Origin of the sequence: Parapedobacter deserti, assembly GCF_042646065.1 — a bacterium.
Classification (GTDB): domain Bacteria; phylum Bacteroidota; class Bacteroidia; order Sphingobacteriales; family Sphingobacteriaceae; genus Parapedobacter; species Parapedobacter deserti.
The window spans coordinates 137,571-156,710 of sequence record NZ_JBHRTA010000037.1; the positions used below are offsets into that span (position 1 = coordinate 137,571).

General features: G+C 49.0%; 23 protein-coding genes. 12 read left to right on the forward strand and 11 right to left on the reverse strand.

All coding sequences use genetic code 11. The features are described from left to right. Positions 1-37 precede the first annotated feature (37 nt). Both ACFOET_RS12290 and ACFOET_RS12295 read right to left on the reverse strand, forming a co-directional pair. Positions 38-790, reverse strand: coding sequence for an ABC transporter ATP-binding protein (locus ACFOET_RS12290; protein ID WP_379023034.1), 753 nt, complete (start codon positions 788-790; stop codon positions 38-40). Positions 791-809: 19 nt separating this feature from the next. Then, on the reverse strand, positions 810-1,544 hold the full coding sequence (locus ACFOET_RS12295) for an MlaE family ABC transporter permease (RefSeq protein WP_379023036.1): 735 nt from the start codon (positions 1,542-1,544) through the stop codon (positions 810-812). Positions 1,545-1,690: 146 nt separating this feature from the next. Here ACFOET_RS12295 and ACFOET_RS12300 point away from each other — a divergent pair, with 146 nt between their 5' ends. Genes ACFOET_RS12300 through ACFOET_RS12320 form a run of 5 tightly spaced genes read left to right on the forward strand, consistent with a single transcriptional unit; the run spans position 1,691 to position 5,061 of the window. Further along, positions 1,691-2,410, forward strand: a complete 720-nt coding sequence (locus ACFOET_RS12300) for an SDR family oxidoreductase (RefSeq protein WP_379023039.1) — start codon at positions 1,691-1,693, stop codon at positions 2,408-2,410. Positions 2,411-2,422: 12 nt separating this feature from the next. Further along, positions 2,423-3,007: a PspC domain-containing protein gene (locus tag ACFOET_RS12305; protein WP_379023041.1), complete on the forward strand. Its 585-nt coding sequence runs from the start codon at positions 2,423-2,425 to the stop codon at positions 3,005-3,007. 18 nt (positions 3,008-3,025) lie between these two features. Then, on the forward strand, positions 3,026-3,982 hold the full coding sequence (locus ACFOET_RS12310) for a LiaI-LiaF-like domain-containing protein (RefSeq protein ID WP_379023042.1): 957 nt from the start codon (positions 3,026-3,028) through the stop codon (positions 3,980-3,982). Between the two features lie 3 nt (positions 3,983-3,985). Then, a complete protein-coding gene (locus ACFOET_RS12315) occupies positions 3,986-4,603 on the forward strand; it encodes an RDD family protein (protein WP_379023044.1) in 618 nt (205 codons plus the stop codon). Between the two features lie 35 nt (positions 4,604-4,638). Continuing rightward, positions 4,639-5,061, forward strand: a complete 423-nt coding sequence (locus ACFOET_RS12320; RefSeq protein WP_456320332.1) for a secondary thiamine-phosphate synthase enzyme YjbQ — start codon at positions 4,639-4,641, stop codon at positions 5,059-5,061. Positions 5,062-5,117: 56 nt separating this feature from the next. Here the strand turns inward: ACFOET_RS12320 and ACFOET_RS12325 are convergent, their stop codons facing one another. From ACFOET_RS12325 to mutY, 9 genes are all read right to left on the reverse strand, one after another. Continuing rightward, complete coding sequence (locus ACFOET_RS12325; protein WP_379023046.1) at positions 5,118-5,810, reverse strand: OmpA family protein; 693 nt, start codon at positions 5,808-5,810, stop codon at positions 5,118-5,120. Between the two features lie 73 nt (positions 5,811-5,883). Continuing rightward, positions 5,884-6,645: a peptidase associated/transthyretin-like domain-containing protein gene (locus ACFOET_RS12330; protein WP_379023047.1), complete on the reverse strand. Its 762-nt coding sequence runs from the start codon at positions 6,643-6,645 to the stop codon at positions 5,884-5,886. A 52-nt stretch (positions 6,646-6,697) separates the two neighbouring features. Beyond that, positions 6,698-7,099 carry a hypothetical protein gene (locus ACFOET_RS12335; protein ID WP_379023049.1) on the reverse strand — a complete coding sequence of 134 codons (402 nt, stop codon included), beginning with the start codon at positions 7,097-7,099 and terminating at the stop codon, positions 6,698-6,700. A gap of 5 nt (positions 7,100-7,104) precedes the next feature. Further along, positions 7,105-8,517, reverse strand: coding sequence for a 23S rRNA (uracil(1939)-C(5))-methyltransferase RlmD (gene rlmD / locus ACFOET_RS12340; protein WP_379023051.1), 1,413 nt, complete (start codon positions 8,515-8,517; stop codon positions 7,105-7,107). A 34-nt stretch (positions 8,518-8,551) separates the two neighbouring features. Then, on the reverse strand, positions 8,552-9,130 hold the full coding sequence (locus ACFOET_RS12345; protein WP_379023053.1) for a TetR/AcrR family transcriptional regulator: 579 nt from the start codon (positions 9,128-9,130) through the stop codon (positions 8,552-8,554). Further along, positions 9,130-9,429: a hypothetical protein gene (locus ACFOET_RS12350; RefSeq protein WP_379023055.1), complete on the reverse strand. Its 300-nt coding sequence runs from the start codon at positions 9,427-9,429 to the stop codon at positions 9,130-9,132. The genes ACFOET_RS12345 and ACFOET_RS12350 overlap by 1 nt, the downstream gene beginning before the upstream one ends. A 114-nt stretch (positions 9,430-9,543) precedes the next feature. After that, positions 9,544-10,581 (reverse strand): phenylalanine--tRNA ligase subunit alpha, encoded by a 1,038-nt coding sequence (pheS, locus tag ACFOET_RS12355; RefSeq protein WP_379023057.1) that lies wholly within the window; start codon positions 10,579-10,581, stop codon positions 9,544-9,546. Positions 10,582-10,633: 52 nt separating this feature from the next. Next, a complete protein-coding gene (locus ACFOET_RS12360; RefSeq protein WP_379023059.1) occupies positions 10,634-11,083 on the reverse strand; it encodes a single-stranded DNA-binding protein in 450 nt (149 codons plus the stop codon). Between the two features lie 5 nt (positions 11,084-11,088). After that, positions 11,089-12,150, reverse strand: a complete 1,062-nt coding sequence (mutY, locus tag ACFOET_RS12365; RefSeq protein WP_379023061.1) for an A/G-specific adenine glycosylase — start codon at positions 12,148-12,150, stop codon at positions 11,089-11,091. Between the two features lie 99 nt (positions 12,151-12,249). Between mutY and miaB the strand changes: the two genes are divergently transcribed. The 7 genes from miaB to groL all read left to right on the forward strand — a co-directional run bounded on the left by miaB (position 12,250) and on the right by groL (position 19,138). Then, positions 12,250-13,653, forward strand: coding sequence for a tRNA (N6-isopentenyl adenosine(37)-C2)-methylthiotransferase MiaB (gene miaB / locus ACFOET_RS12370; RefSeq protein WP_379023063.1), 1,404 nt, complete (start codon positions 12,250-12,252; stop codon positions 13,651-13,653). 13 nt (positions 13,654-13,666) lie between these two features. Next, positions 13,667-14,917, forward strand: coding sequence for a sigma-54 interaction domain-containing protein (locus tag ACFOET_RS12375; RefSeq protein ID WP_379023065.1), 1,251 nt, complete (start codon positions 13,667-13,669; stop codon positions 14,915-14,917). A gap of 26 nt (positions 14,918-14,943) precedes the next feature. Beyond that, entirely contained in the window at positions 14,944-15,450 is a 507-nt protein-coding gene (locus ACFOET_RS12380) for an LptE family protein (protein ID WP_379023068.1), read from the forward strand. Between the two features lie 6 nt (positions 15,451-15,456). Beyond that, positions 15,457-16,494: a hypothetical protein gene (locus tag ACFOET_RS12385; RefSeq protein ID WP_379023070.1), complete on the forward strand. Its 1,038-nt coding sequence runs from the start codon at positions 15,457-15,459 to the stop codon at positions 16,492-16,494. A 10-nt stretch (positions 16,495-16,504) separates the two neighbouring features. Continuing rightward, a complete protein-coding gene (secG, locus tag ACFOET_RS12390; RefSeq protein WP_379023072.1) occupies positions 16,505-16,846 on the forward strand; it encodes a preprotein translocase subunit SecG in 342 nt (113 codons plus the stop codon). A gap of 234 nt (positions 16,847-17,080) precedes the next feature. Beyond that, complete coding sequence (groES, locus tag ACFOET_RS12395; RefSeq protein ID WP_379023074.1) at positions 17,081-17,356, forward strand: co-chaperone GroES; 276 nt, start codon at positions 17,081-17,083, stop codon at positions 17,354-17,356. A gap of 141 nt (positions 17,357-17,497) precedes the next feature. Beyond that, complete coding sequence (gene groL / locus ACFOET_RS12400) at positions 17,498-19,138, forward strand: chaperonin GroEL (RefSeq protein WP_379023076.1); 1,641 nt, start codon at positions 17,498-17,500, stop codon at positions 19,136-19,138. Positions 19,139-19,140 lie beyond the last annotated feature (2 nt).

Here is a 19,140-nt window from a genome sequence, read left to right on the forward strand (position 1 = left end):
TAAATTTAAACACTTGCCGCAAAGCAGGCAAATCTGATCAAAACCGCTCCTTAGCAGCTTTCATGAACGGACTGGCAAACACAAAGCTATTTAACTCCGGCACATCCGAACGGGTGATTTCCTTGTTCGATCCTTCCCACCATTTCTGGCCTTTATGCAAGAAGAGGATATAATTTCCAATACCCATTACCGAATTCATGTCATGGGTCACCACCACCGTGGTACATTGGTATTCTTCGGTAAGGTCGGCGATCAATTCGTCGATAAGAATGGCTGTCTCCGGATCAAGGCCTGAGTTAGGTTCGTCAACGAAAAGATATTTAGGACTCATACTGATGGCGCGTGCAATACCAACACGCTTTTTCATGCCTCCCGAAAGCTCTGCGGGGTAAAGGTTGTTTCGTCCAGCAAGGTTCACCCTTTCCAGGCAGAAATTAGCCCGGTCGAGTTTCTCACTCCGGCTCATATCGGTAAACATCGCTAAGGGAAAAATGATGTTCTGTTCCACCGTCATAGAATCGAACAGCGCTGAGTTTTGGAATAGCATGCCGATCCCTTTCCGGACGGGAATGCGGTCTTCGAAGCTCATCCGCGTGAAGTCTTCCCCGTCGTAAAGTATTTTTCCCTGCTCTGGCTTATGTAACCCAACCATGCATTTCAGCAACGTACTTTTACCAGAGCCAGACCCCCCGATTATCAAGCTGATCTTACCTGCCTCAAATGACGCATCGATACCGCGCAACACATGGTTGTCACCGAAAGACTTATGTATATTTTGGACTTCAATCATATGGAACGTACGTAAAAAATCAGAGCATCAGTGAGGTAACAATATAATCCATCGCTAATATTGCTATGCAACTGATAACTACCCCTCGGGTACTTGCCTGCCCTACTTCCAGCGCACCTCCGCGCACATAAAAGCCCTTAAACGCCGCTACAGAGGTAATGACAAATCCGAATACAAACGCCTTAACCAACGCTACTGCGACGGTATATCCGTTGAAACCATCGGTAATGCCGTTGATGTAATCGGCCGGGGTTACCGCACCGGACAGTGCTCCGCCGAGAAGCCCGCCGAACAAAGCAAGGCAAATGGACATAACCACCAGTATGGGAATCATGGTAATGCCGGCCAAGATTTTAGGAAGGATAAGGTAACCTGGAGCGTTGATGCCCATGATTTCAAGTGCGTCGATTTGTTCCGTAACCCGCATGGATCCGATCTGAGAAGAAATAGACGATCCCACTTTACCGGCCAATACCAAGGCAGTGATGGTGGGACTTAGTTCAAGGATACTCGAATCGCGGTTGATCTGCCCGATGATGGAAGTCGGAATAAAATCGGAAACCAATTGGAAAGCGATCTGCATGGTCATTACCGCACCGACGAATGTGGAAATGATGGCAATCAGTCCAAGTGATCCGACACCGATCTCATTCATCTCATGGATGATTTCCCTCCAATAGATTTTCCATTTTTCCGGCCGCCTGAAGACCGATTTAAGCAGCAACAGATACTGTCCGAAGTAGGTAAAAAACATAAAGCTGTTTGATGCGTATCTTTTATATATCGCGCGCGATACCGGTTAAAGATACACATTTTAAGGATTAGAACGAAAGAAGCTACCCTTTGTTTTATCATCTCAGTAAATAACTTCATAACTTTGACACTCGAAGGAATAAAACTATGCCACGACTAACCAATCAAACAGCTTTCATTACTGGAGCCACCAAGGGAATGGGACTTGCCATTGCGGAAAGACTTGCTCAGTCCGGATACCAGCTACTACTTTCCTCGCGCGATAGCCAAGCCCTTGGCGCACTTAAAAATCGGCTCGAGACGGCAAATCCGGGTGTATCTGTTCATTATCGGGCGTGTGATGTTTCCGATGGGACGCAGCTCGCAGCACTTATCGAATGGATAACGCATACCGCCCCGAATTTAGATATCCTCATAAATAATGTCGGTATCTTCCGGCCGGTTTCCATACTGGACGAATCTGAAGAAGATTTTGATATGCAGATGCGCATCAATTACCATACGCCGCACCTATTGTCGCGCGCCGTGGGCCGCGTTATGCGTAAAAACCGCAACGGCCATATCTTCAATATCAGCTCCATTGCCAGCCGGGAACCCGTTTCTGCGGCAGGCACATACACTGTAACAAAATATGCAGTAATGGGTCTAACCCATGTACTGCGGGATGAACTTAAATCATATGGTGTAAAAGTGACTGAAATCATCCCCGGCTCTACGTTGACCTCCTCATGGGAAGGCACCACAATACCGGCCGACAAGTTTATACTGCCGGCCGACATAGCCGAGGCGATCATTGCTTGCCTCTCGCTCAGCGAAGGAGCTAATGTGGATGAGATCAGAGTAAAGCCCAAGTATGGCAACATTTAAAATGGGAATAACATGGAAAAGAAACTTCAGCGCATACCCCATGAAGGAGCAGTGGCTGGTGTCTGCGCCGGGTTAGGCGAGTACTTCGGCATAGACAAGACCTGGATTAGGCTAGCCTTCGTAATCAGCGTCTTTTTTTCAGGGTATATGGGCATTGGCCTATTGGGGCCTATTGTTTACATCGTGCTATGGATCGTGTTACCCATCAAAACATTTTCCATGTCCTCGGATCCGTTCGATGTAGATTATCGGATGCAAGCCGACCAACAAGCTTCGGATTCCGGCTATAATTACCGCTCCGGATGGAGTTCGGAAGGAAGGGCCTATGCACGGCGGAGACCGTCTAAAGATAGGTATGTTGCCGGCATTATCCTTTTGGCGGTAGGCATATTCTTTCTCCTACACCAACTCGGCTTATTCATTTGGCGCGACATTGCACGGTATTGGCCAGTTTTGATTATATTCATCGGGTTGGCAACCATCTTCACCGCCTTCCGCGGCACACGGAAACCGACCGCACCCAATGAACACGGAAAGAAAACCGAGCAGCAACCCGACCGATCCGCTGGCGAGGATCACGGAACGGAAAACACGTAAACCAAATAAAACAAGGTCATGAACAAAGAAAAATTGAGCTGGGGACTTATTCTGCTATTCGTAGGCGGTGTGCTGCTGCTGGACAACCTGGATATGATCAATTTCTATTGGCGGTCGGTATTCAGCATGTGGCCGGTTATCCTGATTGTCATCGGCGTCAATCTGTTGGTGCCCAGACGTGGCATAGGCAGCGCCATATCCATTATCGTCACGATAGCCGCGTTAGCTTTTCTTGCATATCGCGGCACTTTTCCTCCACGAAGCGACTGGTGGATATTTGACGACAGGAGCTGGCATACCGAGGAAAGGTCATCATCAAGCGAAAACAGGGAGAGGCGTACTGAAAAATCGAGTGGAACATTCACCCAGGAATACAACAGCGCCATTACCACCGCACACCTCCACATAAAAGGCGGTGCCGTGGAATATGAAATCGAAGGTCTCACTGATGACTTGTTCAATGCACAGGCTACCAGCACCATCGGCACCCATCACCTGGAAACCACTACCACGGGTGCGAATGCTGACCTTACCTTCCGGATGAGCGACACAAAGAAAGGTAACTGGAATTTGAGCGGAGACGAAAACTGGGCAAAAATCAGCCTGAACGGCAATCCGGTGTGGCATATCAACTTGGAAATGGGTGCTGGTTCGGCCGAATTTGACCTTACCGAATATAAAGTTGGCAGCTTGAACTTCAAAGGCGGCGCAGCATCGTTTGAAGCCAGGCTGGGGATGCCGATGGAAGAGACGACCATTAACGCCGAATCCGGGGTTGCCAGTGTGGAAATCGAGATACCGAAGGCAGCTGCCTGCAGAATTGTAGTCAAATCCGGGCTCTCGTCACGGGACTTTCCCGGTTTTTCCAAACAGGCCGACGGGTCCTATGCGACCGACAACTTCGATAGCGCCAGCAGCAGATTTACCATCAATCTACAAGGCGGATTGAGTTCCTTCACCGTAAAACGTTACTAGCTCGTGGATCTTACTGTCGGCCAGTATGAGGTAGTCATCCAAGGGAAGCCCCAAGGGCCTTTTACCTTGGACGAGCTGCGGACGATGGGGCTTCGCCCAACAGATTTTGTGAAGCCGGCCGGCCACCCTGAGTTCAAGGAATTGAGGGAAATAGCCGAGCTGAGTAAGTTGCTTAACATCGCATATGAGACAACTGCCCCCCAATATTTTGCTTCGCTAGACATGCGTTTGCTCTCCACAGCAATCGATTACTTTATTGCCTTTTGTATATATGCGGCTTTAGCCGCCGTAATCCTTGGCGGTGTTGAAGACGCGCAGAATACCGTTCCCTCGCTGGTCGCCGGACTCATGCTCATCCCCATATTCAAATTTATATTATCTGTCGTAATGGAAGGCTCAAAAAAACAAGCTTCCATCGGCAAGATGCTTATCGGCGTGAAGGTGACCGACGAGCAGGGTAGACCGATTCGTTACGGCAAGGCACTGTTGCGCAACATCGCAAAATTAACGGGTGTTCTTACGTTGGGATTTGGCTTCTTTTCGGGATTCTTCGACCGGCGGCAACAGTGTCTCCATGATAAGATCGCCGGCACGTTGGTCATCAAAGACAGGCTGATTTAAACAGATAACTAAAAAGATGCCCTAACTTGCACACCATGGAAATCTATCAGCAACAATTGACATTGCCGCCCCGCCCCAGGGGATTTCACCTCATCACAGACGAAATAAACAGCCGGCTTTCGGCGGTTTCGCGGTGGAAAGCAGGACTCTGCCATATCTTCATCCGGCACACTTCCGCTTCCCTTACGATCAATGAAAATGCAGACCCGACGGTACGGATGGATTTCGAAACTTTTTTCAACAAAGCGGTACCCGAAGACGACCCGGACTACCGCCATGACTATGAAGGGTCGGATGATATGCCTGCACACATCAAAGCATCAATGATGGGTGCCTCGATTACCATCCCCATCCAAAACGGAAAATTGGCACTTGGCACTTGGCAGGGGGTATACCTATGCGAACACCGCAACAGGGGCGGAAGCAGACAGCTGATCATTACCGCACTGGGCAAATAACAAAAAAAGCCGTTGACGGATGACCCGCCAACGGCTTTCGATTGATTGCGTGTTCTTTAGGACTCCCCAGCTTCCCGCATTGCTTCCTGTTTCATTTTGTCGTTGGCGACAATGACGATCTCCACACGGCGGTTTTGTGCTCGGCCGCTTTCAGTGCTATTGTCAGCAATGGGTTCATGAAAACTGCGGCCTTCCGTTTTTATGCGCCGCGATGCCAGTCCTTGAGACACGGCGTAATCCCTTACCGTTTTCGCCCTCCGCTCAGAAAGCCCTTGATTATACTTATCGGTGCCTGTATTATCGGTATGCCCGATAACAAGAATGTCGGTATCGGGATTTTCGTTAAGTGAGGCGACAAGGTTTTTGATGTTCGCACGCGCATCGGGTTTGACATCTGTCTTGTCAAAGTCGAACAGGATCCCCGAATCAAACTTGACGATAATCCCTTCATCGGCCTTGATGACTTCTGCCCCAGCAACGGTACGTTCAATCTCCGCAGCCTGCTTATCCATCTTTTTTCCGATGAGCCCGCCGGCTACACCGCCTATTGCTGCACCGGCGAGCACCCCTACCGCTGTATTTCCAGCTTTATTGCCGATGATAGCCCCTAATGCGCCTCCTGCCACAGCGCCCGTAGCCGCACCTTTCTGGGTGCCGCTCATAGACTGAATGGTGCTGCAACTACCCAGCAGCATAGCTGACGTAGCTACTGAGAGCCCAAATAAGGCTATTTTTCTGTTCGTTATCATAGTGTATGTTTTTTTGTAACGCAACCTATGCAAACGAGATGCCAAAATACGAGATCACGGGCGATACAACAAACTATCGAACCGAATCGACTTCAAGCTTGGGAAGCTTGGGGGCAGCCGGTCGGCCATCTCGGTTGAATTGCTCGAATGATTGTACGATGTATGCGGTCAGATCGTACTCAGCCCAGTACTGCGCCTTTTCAAAAGATGGACGGTACCAGATCATGAAATTGGTTAAGTCATCGCCTTCCAGATCGGTCAGTTCCTGGATTTTTGCTCTGCTGAATTTCCTGTCTACGTCCGTTTCCGCAAGCTCCCGCTCCATGTAGTTTGCAAAGCGCCTGGCATTTCGCGGTGTACGGCCGAATAACTCGTAGAGTGAGGTGATGGGATTGAATATATACGCCAAAACGGGAGGTTTACCGTCATAGTAGACGCCTTGCTTGCGGTAGCCGCGCATGGCATCGCGGAGCTCGGCCTCCTTGCTCATCCGGTTTACGTCAACTTGATCCAGCATCACACTCCCGGGGCTCATGTCAATGAGGATGTCACTCAATGTCTTAACTTCTGTAACTGCGGTTTCATACCCCATCAACATCGCCGTAAGGGTATCTCCCACGGAAGCATAGATTTCGAACGTACCCAATCCCGAGGATGCCACTGTTTGGCCGGTGCTTTGGTTGATGACTGTAACACTGCCCAGCCGCTTGCTTGTACCGGCCTCTACGACAATGCCGCGGATATTGCCCGACTCCTGAGGATAAATGCACAAGGGAGACACGCAAATGAAAACGAAAAGCGCTATTTCAAAAAGACGACGCATATCTATTTCCATTTGACTGTTTTTTATACTAACGTTTAAATAGTTCTTTTCTTATACCCGGTCGCTAACGCTTAGCATATGGATAAAACACAAAATTGGCACCCTGTGGAACGACCACGAATATACAAATGAAATCTTCGGGCTTCTTGTATTGCTTGATGAATTGCGCTTTTCGGTCTTCGTTGATAATCCCCCGCTCCACAAATTCCTCCAATGTGGAGGCATGGACAGACCATTCCGTGCCCAATTCGTTCCTATCCAATATCAGTTCGCCGACGCTGACTTCATGTTGGTGGGCTATAAATATCGGATAAGCGGACAACCCTTCAGCCATGATTTCCACAGCGATTTCCTTGATGGATTCGCTGTAAAAATCCAAGTCGACCTTCAAGCTTTTCAATGGGCTGTCTTTCTTTGGCTGCCCATCATCGCCTGCTTGCGCAGAAAGCAAATCCTGTAGCTCCATAACTTCTACTTTTTTAATGTCAGCAATACTACATTTTCGACATGTTGCGTATGTGGGAACATGTCTACCGGCCGTATTCTGCTGACATCATATTTTCCGGTAAGCAACGCAACATCCCTCGCTTGGGTAGCTGCATTGCAGCTTACATATACGATTTTCGGTGCTTCTATTTCCAATAAACGTGCCACCACATCCGCATGCATACCAGCGCGGGGCGGATCGGTAATAACCACGTCAGGTCTCCCATGTTCGGAGATAAATTGCGCGGTAAGCACATCTTTCATATCTCCTGCAAAAAATTGAGTATTACCGATGCCATTTACCGCCGAATTGATGCGGGCGTCCTCGATGGCCGAAGGCACGTATTCCACACCAATTACCTGACGCACCTGCCGGGCAACAAAATTAGCAATCGTGCCCGCACCGGTGTATAGGTCATATACCCGCTCGTGGCCCTCGAACGCCGCAAAATCACGCGCTATTTTGTAAAGTTCATGAGCCTGTGCAGAATTGGTCTGGTAAAACGACTTGGGACCAATCTTAAACCGCAGTCCATCCATTTCTTCAACGATATAGTCGCGCCCTGCATACCGATGGACGTCCTGGTCAAATATGGTATCATTTTTCTTCTGATTAACCACGTACAGCAACGATGTGATTTCGGGAAACTCGCTTTCGAGGAAAGCCATGGTCTTTTCGACGGTTTCCGCATCGGCGTAGGCGAATACGACGATAACCATCAGCTCACCGGTGGATGCTATACGGATGATGAGGTTACGCAGTGCTCCTTCGTGTTGGCGGAGGTCGTAAAACGATATCTGCTGTTGTAGGGCAAAATCTCGCAATTTGTTACGGATATCATTTGACGGTGCCTGCTGCAAATAGCAGTGTTCAATGTTTAAAATCTTATCGAACCGTGACGGCACGTGAAAACCCAACGCATCCATCTGCATGCTTTCCTGCGCATCGTCGAAATCGGTGAGCCACCGTTTATTGGAAAAAGTATATTCCAGTTTGTTGCGATAGTACTGCGTCTGGGGAGCCGGCAATATTTCCTCCATCTGCGATGTGTCTATCTTTCCTAAACGGAGAAGGGCATTGGCCACACCTTGTTGTTTATAGGTCAACTGCGCTGCATACTCCATGTGCTGCCACTTGCAACCACCGCATATACCGAAGTGCTGGCAAAGAGGAGACACACGGTGCGGAGATGCCGTGGTCAACCGGGATATTTTTGCTTCAACAAAGTTCTTCTTTTTACGTATCAATTCTACATCCACCACATCGCCCGGGATGGCTTTATCCACAAAAAGGACAAGTTCGTCCGCCTTTCCTACACCCTTACCTTCTTCGGCGATGTCAACGATCGGAATGTTGGACAATATGCGCTGTTCCGGTGGAATCCTTCTTCTGCTCATAAGGGTGTAAAGGTACGGGTTTTTTACCGCTCTTTTATAGCGAAACCGTGGCTTTGACCAGATAAGGCAGGATTTCTTTCTGGAAGGAAACGAAATTTTTGCGGACATCAGCCTCGCTGACTGAGGTAAAGGCAAAAGAAAATACGATGTTTTTACTCGCCTTTATGAGGAAGGTCAGCTTTTCTGGCTCAACAGCTTCGCCAATTGCGGTATTATTGATAAAAGAACTGATAAGCAGAAACTCCAGGTCATCGGATAGGGTACGGAGGTACTCCTGGGTGTTGGTGGATTCCCGGATAAAATCCCAGCCGAGAAACTCGTTGCATATCGTATAGGTAAGTCTGCTAACACGCAGGATGGTATTGCTTAGATAGGTCTCGAGGTCTTCCTGTTTATTGTATTTGCCAAGCAGGTCATCTACACTCTCGCGGATATAGTCCATTAGAATGGCGTGCAGCACCAACTCCTTACTATCAAAATACTTGTAAATCGTCGCTTTGGCGATTTTAGCCTTTCTGGCGATTTCATTGACACTGGTCTTTTTATAACCATATCGCCTGAAAAGTTCGCGCGCCGCTTTCTTGATCGATTCTTTTACTTTGTCGGCTTCCATTAATTTGACACGATTATGGTCTCGCCGTCCCGACGTGCATGGTACGGTTTAAGGGGACACTCGGCGATTTCCGCCGGAGAACCGTTGACCAACAAGTAGCGAGCGCCAGAACATGGATCTTTGGCTACGATACCACCTTCTTCAACTTCAACTGCGCACCGCTTTTCGGGGTTTACCGTGCTACAGCGGTCATATGCAATGTATCCGCTGCCAGTATTGACCACAATCAGGCCAGCTACACCGCCACGTCCCGTTATTGCATACCCCCCCGGGGTGTAGAGTTGAGAATGCTGAACCATGGAAATCTGTTCTATTACCGGTACGTTTTGCACCACGTTGCACCCCCCCTTCTTGCAGCCTATGGGAATCGACACAGTGATAATGAGTACAATATAACAGACAGCCCTGACCATCTAAATGAGTTCCGTTTCAAACTGGCTAAGAAAGCGTAGATCGTTCTCTGAAAATAACCGCAGGTCCTTAATCTCATACTTGAGGTTGGTGATCCGTTCAACCCCCATACCAAATGCAAAGCCGCTATACCGCTCGCTATCAATTCCGCAATTTTTTAACACGTTGGGGTCAACCATACCGCAACCGAGGATTTCCACCCATCCCGAACCCTTGCACATGGTACATCCCGCACCCTTGCATATCGTGCAGCTGATATCCATCTCTGCGGAAGGCTCGGTAAACGGGAAATATGAAGGGCGGAAACGCACTTTGGTATCTTCACCAAACAGTTCCTGCACGAAGTGATACAAGGTCTGTTTCAGGTCGGCAAATGATACCCCCTCATCCACATATAAGCCTTCCACCTGATGGAAAAAGCAGTGTGCGCGTGCGGAAATGGCTTCGTTGCGATATACCCTTCCCGGCATGATGGCGCGGAACGGAGGAGTACCGCTTTCCATCATACGCACCTGTACAGACGAGGTGTGTGTGCGCAAGGCAATATCATTTCCTTCCTGCTTTCTGACGAAAAATGTGTCTTGCATATCCCGCGCAGGATGTTCAGGTGGAAAATTAAGTGCCGAGAAATTGTGCCAGTCATCCTCAATTTCCGGCCCCTCGGCCACTGTGAATCCCAATTTCTTGAATATCTCCACGATTTCCTTTCTCACCAGAGATAACGGGTGCCGTGAGCCGAATACAAACCCTGCACCGGGAAGGGTAAGGTCTTCCTGCTCACCCGTTGAAGACTGTGCAGCAGAAGCGAACTGCGTCTGCAATATCTTATATTTTTGTTCGGCTGCCTGCTTTAACTCATTTAATGTTTGGCCAAGCATGCGCTTCTGCTCAGCTGGCACAGACTTAAATTCCTCAAACAGGCTACGCACCACGCCCTTGGCAACCAGGAACTTTAGCCGGAATGCCTCCACATCATCACCGGATTGCGGCGAAAACCGTTCTATTTCTTCCGTACAACGTTGTATCTTTTCTTGCAACATGACGCCAAAGATAGGAATTTCTCTGCAGCACGGGCAACTACCGACTATCAGTTCAAAAATGCGTATCTTCTTCGCCGTCGTTTTCCTTAAAATCGACGTTGGATTGCGTATCGCCTGTTTTTTTTGCAGGTTGTTCGGCAGCATTACCCGTGGCACTTGGGGGATCAAAATCGCTTTTTCGTCCCAACAGGGTGAAAGTTTCTGCGACCACTTCGGTGGTGTAGCGCCTGATTCCCTCCCTGTCTTCGTATGTCCGCGTACGCAACTTACCTTCTACATACACCAATTTGCCTTTGAACAGGTACTTCGCAGCTACTTCGGCCAGCCCGCGCCACATGACAATGTTGTGCCATTCGGTTTGCTCAACCTTACGCCCGTCCTTGTGGTAAATCTCCGACGTAGCTAGCGGAAAGCTTGCGACAGTAACATTTCCGTCCAAATGGCGGACTTCCGGGTCTTTGCCCAAATGGCCTACTAAGATAACTTTGTTAACACCTGACATATAATTTAGGTATAATATCCAACCATATAATTCTTTAAAAAAGAATAAATTAGTTTCGGTTTAGCTAATGTACCCAAATCTTTTATAAAAACATAATTCCACTGCATTTTTTTGATATCGGGGGCCCTGCTGGGTGTGACCTCGAAAAACTGGGCAAACAGGTTTTGATGGCTCAGCACATGTTTTACCGGGCCGGACACCAGCTTCATACCTGCGTTGGTGCCGAAACAGGCCTTCACCTCATCCATGGCGGCCAGTTCGTGCGGTGCTGCTTGACTTGACGTTTCAATTAACGGCAGTTCATACAGGTTTTCCCAGATATCCCCCTTCCCACGTTTGCTCATCAACAGGCGGTCGTCTGCCTTCACCACAAAATAGTTGAAATAGCGGTTTCGGCTGGCCTTGCCTTTTATTTTGACAGGCAGGTTGCCCACACGCCCTTCATTGACAGCCCGGCAGTCCAGCCTGAGCACACAGGTTGCGCAAGCCGGATTCTTAGGCCTGCATTGCAGCGCACCGAACTCCATCACCGACTGGTTGTACCATCCGGGGTTTTGATGGTCGAGCAGGTCTTGCGCCAAACTTAGAAAGCGTTTTTTCCCTTTGGTTGAATTGATTGGGTCATCAATACCGAAATATCTGGACAGCACGCGGAATACATTTCCATCCACCACCGCCCTCGCTTCATTAGCTGAAAACGAGGCGATAGCGGCGGCTGTATATTCTCCTATTCCCTTTAGTTTAATGAGCTCTTCGTAGTTCGTAGGAAAAGCGCCGCCATATTCCTGCACCACTGCCTTGGCCGCTCGATGCATGTTGCGTGCCCTAGAATAGTAGCCCAGTCCCTGCCAGTGGAGCAATATTTCATCTTCGTCAGCGCTCGCAAATGATACAACATCGGGATATTGCGATACAAAACGATGAAAATAAGGCAACCCTTGCTCCACCCGGGTTTGCTGAAGGATAACTTCAGAAAGCCAGATGATATAAGGATTTGTGGTACGGCGCCACGGGAGATCCCGCTTATGCCGGCTATACCACGCCATGATTTCGTTGGAAAACGCCATAATGCAAAAATCTTATTTTTTTTCGAAGCCATCCCACACTCTGCCAAACTGTCATCTATTCAAAAAATATTACTAACTTTGCAGGCTTAATCAATAACGATGTTTGAGATACCGACAAGTACGAAACAGCACGACGAGTCGCGGCAGGGAGAGGCATTGCTGCTGGAGAACAATTCGCAAAGAAGCAACGGCCGCAAGCTATATATTGAAAGTTATGGTTGCCAAATGAATTTCTCTGACAGTGAAATTGTTGCATCCATTCTGCTCGACAAAGGTTTTGAAACGACACGTGACTATAAAGAGGCCGATGTAATATTTATCAACACCTGTTCTATACGGGAAAATGCGGAGCAACGCGTACGAAACCGGTTGAAGGAATTCGAGTCTGCCAAAGCAAAAAATCCCGGAATGGTAGTGGGCGTATTAGGTTGCATGGCCGAGCGGCTGAAATCAAAATTTCTTGAAGAAGAAAAATTGGTGGACGTGGTCGTGGGGCCAGATGCTTACCGTGACCTGCCAAACCTTATCGAAAAGGTAGATGATGGGTCTCGGGCGGTGAACGTACTACTTTCCCGGGAGGAAACCTATGCAGACATCAGCCCCGTGCGCCTCAATACAAACGGGGTAACAGCCTTTATCTCTATCATGCGCGGGTGCGACAATATGTGCTCGTTTTGCGTGGTGCCGTTCACCCGTGGACGCGAACGGAGCCGCGATCCGCAATCCATCGTAAAGGAGGCCCGCGACCTCTTCAATGCCGGATACCGGGAGGTAACCCTGTTGGGACAAAATGTCGACTCGTACAAATACGAGGCGATAACTTTCGCCCGTCTGTTGGAAATGGTTGCCCAGGTAGACCCCTTGCTGCGCGTACGCTTTTCTACTTCACACCCCAAGGATATTACCGATGAGGTGCTGCACACGATGGCCCAGCACGAAAACATTTGTAAATATATCCACCTGCCCGTACAATCAGGCAACTCGCGCGTACTCAAACTGATGAATCGCACCTATGACCGCGAGTGGTATGTGGAGCGGGTGGATGCAATCCGCAGGATCATCCCAAACTGCGGACTTTCGACGGATGTCATCACAGGATTCTGCAGCGAAACCGAAGCGGAGCATCAAGACACACTATCCATAATGGATTATGTCAAATTCGATTTTGCTTACATGTTTGCCTATTCGGAGCGCCCCGGCACGTTGGCCGCCAAACGCTATGCCGACGATGTGCCCGAAGCGGTAAAAAAAAGGCGGTTGACTGAAGTGGTAGACAGGCAGCGCAACCACAGCTTGGCACGGCTGCAAACCTACGTAGGGAAAACCCACAAAGTACTCATCGAAGGGTTTTCCAAACGATCGGACCGTGACTACTGCGGCCGCAACGACCAAAACACCATGGTCGTGTTTCCCGTGGATAAACGCTACAAGGTTGGCGACTACGTACATGTCTTTGCCGAACATTGTACATCGGCAACGTTGATAGGAAAGATTGTTGGTTAGCATACCTAGAAAAATGGACATTCAAGACATAAAAAATAGGTTTGGAATTATCGGCAATTCACCCCTCCTTAACCGCGCCATCGATGTGGCACGGCAGGTAGCGCCAACAGATATTTCGGTGCTGATTACGGGGGAAAGTGGAAGCGGTAAGGAGGTGTTTTCACACATCATCCACCAGATGAGTGCACGCAAGCATGGCCCGTTCATTGCTGTTAACTGTGGTGCTATTCCCGAAGGGACGATAGATTCCGAACTTTTCGGGCACGAAAAAGGCTCCTTTACCGGCGCCCACGAAGCGCGAAAAGGTTATTTTGAAGAAGTCAATGGCGGCACTATCTTCTTGGATGAGGTAGGCGAATTACCCTTGAATACGCAGGCACGCCTGCTGCGCATACTGGAGACCGGCGAATACATCCGTGTGGGCTCTTCAAAAGTGCAAAAAACCAATGTGCGGGTGGTGGCCGCGACGAACGTGGATATATACGATGCGGTGCAAAAAGCTAAATTCAGGGAGGATCTATATTACCGGCTGAATACCGTACCCTTGCGCATTCCGCCATTACGCGACCGCAAAGAAGACATCCACTTGCTTTTCCGCAAGTTCGTGGCCGATTTCACCGATAAGTACCGCAGCCCTAATGTTCAATTGACGGAAGACGCACAGCAGCTGCTCAGCAATTATCCGTGGCCCGGCAATGTCAGGCAGTTAAAGAATATCGCCGAGCAAATCGCCGTGCTGGAAAAAGAGCGGCTGATCGACGCTAAAATACTTCAGCAATACCTGCCAATGGACCACAGGAGCACGCTTCCCGTCCATGTGACATCTGGAAGCAAAGATGATTTTTCGGAGCGCGACCTGCTATACAAGGTGCTTTTCGATATGAAAAAGGATATGGTCGAGCTGAAAAAATTGGTGGTCGAAATCATCCAGAACGGGATCAACTCCAGGATTGTGGAAAACAATTCGCCTTACATCAATAAATTATACCGTGAAGTGGACAACCCCGCCGCGGAACAATTAGGGGCACCGTCCACGCTTACCATACACCACCCCCAATCGGCAGGACAAGGAGACGATTACCGCTTCCAACCCCAGGAAGCAGAGGAAGTGGAAGAAGAGTCGCTTTCCCTCGTGGAAAAGGAATCCGACTTAATCCGGAAAGCGCTGAAAAAACATAAAGGGAAACGCAAATCCGCGGCACAGGAACTGGGAATATCCGAAAGAACGTTGTATAGAAAGATAAAAGATTTGAACCTCAATTAATGCAAATCCGCAAGATAACATCGAAAATGAGTCGCTACTCACTGATGCTAATGGCGATTTTATTGGCCAACGCCTGCGGCGTAAAATATGGCTTCACAGGTGGGTCAATCCCGGAAGGGACAAAGACATATGTGGTCGAATTTTTTGAAAACACGGCGCCCATTGTCAACCCCACGCTCAGCCAGACATTCACCGAAGCACTCAAAGAGCGCATACGGAACCAATCGGGACTCAGCCAGGTGGACGCCAATGGCGATGCCATTTTTGAAGGGCGCATTACCGGGTATAGCATCGCGCCCGCAGCGGTGGAGGCCGGCACTGACCGGGCTGCGCTCAACCGCCTGTCCATTACCGTTCAAGTCAAATACACCAACAATCAAAAACCAGAAGACAACTTTGATCAGGCATTCACCCGCTTCAAAGACTTCTCCTCGGCGGGCGGTTCCATACCCGCGCAAGAAGAGGCACTCATACGGGATATTAACGAGATGCTCACCGAAGACATTTTTAATCGAGCGTTTGCGAACTGGTAACGTTTAATGAACTATAAAGAATTATATAATAAAGCACTAGCTGCCCCACAAACCGTCGACTCGGAAATCTTGTCAACGCTCATGGACAGGTACCCCTATTCGCAGCCCTTACGGCTTTTGTGGTCCCGATGGCAAGTTCAGCAAAATGACCGCGATGCCGCTGGAGCAGGGCTGCTCTATACGGCTCTTCCCAACTGGCTGTACGGATATGTGGCCGCGGACGAACCGCTCCATGAACGCCCATTGCCCGGGGAGCCCGCGATCGGGGCTGAAAACCAGCGTGCAGATGTACAGACGAAGGAGGCTGTAGTGCCGGAAACGGATCCGATGCCTTCTGACGAGGCTGCAGTTTTACCCAAAAAACCGGTCGAAACAGGAAATGAACAGAACAATGGACCGGAAACAGCGTTGCCCGAACATCCTGCGGGCATCGACTACTTTGTGTATACCGAAAAAGTTGATGATAAAGGGGCAGCTGCGGATATATCCGACCCCGAGGAGGAACCGGATGAGCAGGTAAGCCTTTACCACGACAACCATATGCCCTATAGTTTCCTTTGGTGGCTCAATAAAACACGGATGGAATATGCGCATTCTTATCAGCCCTATGCACCGTTCAACAAAAAAAGCCCCAATGCTGCAGACGGGACCGACACACTCAATGATGTGCAGATGCTTGACCAACAAATCAGGGAAAACATCTTTCACCTCCAACCACCGGAAGCAAAATTAAGCACAGAGAACCAGCGAAGAACCATCACCTTTCAGGTACCAAAAAAGACAGACCCCCGCATCGAGCGCTTTATCCGCGAAGAACCGCAGATCAAGCCGCCTCCGGCAGATAAAATTGATTCGGAGAACAAAGCACGCAAGAGCGCAGAAGACCAGCTGACACTGGTCACGGAGACATTGGCAAAAATATATGTGGAACAGGGACTATATCCCAAAGCAATAGCGGTCTATAAAAAATTAAGTTTGAAATTTCCCGAAAAAAGTGCTTACTTTGCCGCTCAAATAACTGAATTAGAGAACAAGTTACATTAACGTATATCAAATGCAAACGTTATTAATCATATTGATCATTTTGGCCTGTATTCTCTTGGCTTTCCTTGTATTGATCCAAAACCCCAAGGGCGGTGGGTTGGCGGCGGGATTTGCCGGTGGCACCAACCTCATGGGGGTGAAACGAACAGGTGATATTCTGGAAAAGGGAACTTGGGGGCTGGTGATTGCCATCATGGTCTTTTCGCTGGTAATTAATGTCATGGGCCCCTCCACCGGTTCAGGCGGCAGCGGGTTGACCGAACAGATCCAGCCGGCAGCACCCGCCACTACTTCCCCGGTGCCCCCGGCCGAAACACCTGGAACGGCAACGGACGCAGACACCACGCAGTAAAGGTAACTATTAACTAAGCAGAAGGCCTCTCAATAAACCGTGAGGCCTTTTGCTTTTTTATCAAACTGACATCCCCTGACATCCTGACACGCGGACAACTGAACATTCGTTACCCATCTTCAAAAAAATGAAAAAATGGCAAACTATCTTACGTAAAACAGGACTTGGCATAGTTGATGGAGTAGGCGAACAGGAAAAATTAAAACAATTTAATTTATTAAAATAAAATCAGTTATGGCGTTAAGTATTAAACCTATCGGAGACAGAGTGGTGGTAGAAGCCGCCCCTGCAGAGGAAAAGACCGCATCTGGCATCTACATCCCGGATACTGCCAAGGAAAAACCACAACGCGGAACAGTAGTGGCAGTCGGTGCAGGAAAAACGGACGAGCCGTTGACCGTGAAGGTAGGGGACCAAGTGCTGTACGGCAAGTATGCCGGCACGGAAATCACTTACGATGGAAAAGAGTACTTGATCATGAAGGAATCTGATATCTACGCAATCGTGTAGGTATCCGCGGATGCGAAATCGGTTTATTTCCGTGAGCGTTTAAAAGTTTAATGGTTAACTAAAAAAGTTACGATGCGGGATACAGCGATTGACTCTTAGAGAATCTCGGATCGCATGTTTAACATCTCAAATCAATTAAAAATGTCGAAACAAGTAAAGTATAATGTGGAAGCCCGTGACGCCCTCAAGAGAGGCGTAGACACGCTGGCGAATGCGGTAAAGGTAACCCTGGGTCCGCGTGGACGTAATGTGATCATCGAGAAAAAATTCGGCTCGCCTTCGATCACAAAAGACGGCGTTACCGTTGCAAAAGAAATTGAATTAAAAGATGCGCTTGAGAATATGGGCGCACAGATGGTGAAGGAAGTCGCTTCCAAAACCGCTGATCAAGCCGGTGACGGAACCACCACTGCTACCGTGTTGGCTCAGGCTATCATTGCACCAGGTTTGAAAAGCGTGGCCGCAGGCGCAAATCCCATGGACTTGAAACGCGGTATAGACAAAGCTGTAGCTTCCGTAGTTGAAAGCCTCCAAGGGCAATCAAAAACCGTCGGCGAAGACAACAACAAAATCATGCAAGTGGCCAGCATCTCTGCCAATAACGATGAAGTAATCGGTGCATTGATCGCAGAAGCCATGGAAAAAGTTGGCAAAGATGGTGTCATCACGGTAGAAGAAGCCAAAGGCACTGAAACCGAGGTGAAAACCGTAGAAGGTATGCAGTTCGACCGCGGTTACCTGTCACCATACTTCGTCACCAATACTGACAAGATGGAAGCCGACCTGGAAAGCCCTTACATCCTGATTTACGACAAGAAAATCAGCAATATGAAGGAACTGCTTCCGATTCTTGAAAAACAGGTTCAGACAGGCAAGCCGTTGCTGATTATCGCTGAAGACCTTGACGGCGAGGCATTGGCTACGCTAGTTGTCAACAAAATCCGTGGGTCGTTGAAAGTTGCCGCTGTTAAAGCTCCCGGCTTTGGCGATCGCCGCAAAGCAATGCTTGAAGACATCGCTATCCTAACCGGCGGTACGGTTATCTCTGAAGAAAGAGGATTTAAACTGGAAAACGCCGACCTTTCTTACCTAGGTCAAGCTGAGAAAGTGGTTGTAGACAAAGATAATACCACCATCATCAACGGCTCTGGCAACCCTGAAGATATCAAGGGCCGCGTAAATCAAATCAAAGCGCAAATCGAAACCACTACTTCTGATTACGATCGCGAAAAACTGCAAGAGCGTTTGGCTAAGCTGGCCGGCGGTGTAGCAGTGTTGTACGTAGGTGCAGCGACCGAAGTTGAAATGAAGGAGAAGAAAGACCGCGTGGATGATGCGTTGCATGCAACACGGGCTGCGGTGGAAGAAGGCATCGTAGCTGGCGGTGGTGTAGCGTTCATCCGTGCAAGCGAGGCGTTGAAAGACCTCAAAGGCGCCAATGAAGACGAAAACATCGGTATCGAAATCATCAAGCGCGCTATCGAAGAGCCGTTGCGCCAAATCTGTAACAACGCTGCCGTAGAAGGTGCCGTTGTGGTACAGAAAGTGAGAGAGGGCACTGCTGACTTCGGTTACAACGCCCGCACAGGTGCCTATGAAAACCTGATCGGTGCAGGCGTAATTGATCCGACTAAGGTAACCCGTATCGCGCTGGAAAATGCCGCTTCGATTGCTGCTATGCTACTTACCACTGAGGTGGTGCTTGCAGACGAGCCTGAAGAAGAAAAGGCTGCCGGCGCTGGTGCTCCACCGATGGGCGGAGGCATGGGCGGAATGATGTAACA